The following is a 1,618-nucleotide window of genomic DNA, read 5'->3' on the forward strand; positions in this document are numbered from 1 at the left end:
CGATAGAGACGAATCCATCACCTTAGAAGGGGTCGAATTCGTGACTATACACTCGTTTCACGTCACCTTCTGTGGATTTACCTCAACCCATCGTACCGACGAAGAGCGACCTGCCTAAAGAGTACCACAAATCTCAAAAGCAGTGGTGACTGGCAGGAGGTCGACGACGGCACGACAATCATGCCGTTCTAATTCTTTTGTAGACAACTGGGCTGCCCTATTACTCAAGTGTATTAACCCAAAGTGTTGTCACAAGATTATATATTCCTTCCTGCACACCGCCCAATATGTCTGATTACACAATACGCCGATTTTCAGAAAGCGACATAGAAAGCTTCCTTGAACTTTGCCGATCAGTGTTCGGTAATTCAATGCCGTCTGATGTGTTCGAGTGGAAATATCTGAATAACCCTTACGTTAAAACGCATCCGATTTTTGTTGCTGAGGAAAATTATAGTGGGAAAGTTGTGGGCGCAAGGCCGCACCTTGCGCTTGAACTAGAGAATAACAATTGGACGGGCCTCGCATTACAGCCTTGTGACACGATGGTTCACCAGAATCATCGACACCAGGGGCTCTTCCAGCGTATGACACTGAACGCCGTTGAGTATTACCGAGATCGAGAACCGTCACTAATGTTCAATTTCCCGAACGAGAAATCCCTGCCAGGAAATTTGAAGATGGGGTGGAAAATTGTCGGGAACGCTGAGATACAGTATCGTTTCAACAACCTCCATGCTGGGGCTAAACAGTTTGCATCGGAGCGAGCAGGAATATTAACAAGAACCGCAACGCCGCTAGCAGAGACATTCTTCTCCGTTCTGGATGAAATTCCTCTAAAATCTGAACGAAATATTTACGATTCATATCCTCACTCGTCGAAACTAGACGTGGAAATATTGAGTGACATCCCGGCTTCTGGGCTTCAGTGGAGACCGCCTGACAATGAGCGGCTACATTTACACCGTGGTCAGGAATATTTCGACTGGCGGTTTGGGAGGCCCTCTACCGAATACATCATCTACCGGTTGAAGCAGAATGATACCGTGATTGCGTTGCTCATCACGAAACCCGAGGTTCTCGAAGAGGCGACGATGTTGTCAATTGTTGATGCGGTGCCGGCAGTCTCTCCAGAAACGATTAGTGCTTTGAGTGGTTGGGGTCATCTTCTCCGCGCCGCGATTCAAAACAATGAGAGCGCCGATATTATCCGGATGTTCAGCGGAACGATTCCCGACAGTGTCGCACAGCGATTCGGATTCATTGCTAACACATCGCTCCCGCTATCTCTAGTTTCGTCGCCAACCAAGCTGGTTGCTCTCCCACTATACTCCGCCAAAGAGAATATCGCCCAAACAAATATGTTCTCGATAGAAAATTGGAGCCTCCCCCTCGCCGCGTGGGATGTTACGTAGTACGCATTTGTGGCGTAGATCGTCAGCACTTCTTTCCTTGGTTTTTGGAAAGATTTCGGCGGGGTTAGAACGCTCTGAGATACGGTGTGAATCTGTCTTTGGAGACACCCTGATGCGACGAGAGCCACCGCCATCAGTGACCATGTAGTTCTTACATGTATTCCCATGTACCTAGCCGTCCACGTATTCGCCTTCATTTATCG

General features: G+C 48.1%; 1 protein-coding gene and 1 pseudogene. One reads left to right on the forward strand and one right to left on the reverse strand.

The genetic code is table 11. The features are described from left to right. Positions 1-287 precede the first annotated feature (287 nt). Positions 288-1,415: a GNAT family N-acetyltransferase gene (locus DVK07_RS19110; protein WP_121598471.1), complete on the forward strand. Its 1,128-nt coding sequence runs from the start codon at positions 288-290 to the stop codon at positions 1,413-1,415. Positions 1,416-1,482: 67 nt separating this feature from the next. On the opposite strand, the pseudogene DVK07_RS19115 reads toward DVK07_RS19110, so the two are convergent. Continuing rightward, positions 1,483-1,618: pseudogene (locus DVK07_RS19115) on the reverse strand (IS1595 family transposase); the annotation flags it as partial.

The organism is Halorubrum sp. Atlit-26R (genome assembly GCF_003666015.1).
Classification (GTDB): domain Archaea; phylum Halobacteriota; class Halobacteria; order Halobacteriales; family Haloferacaceae; genus Halorubrum.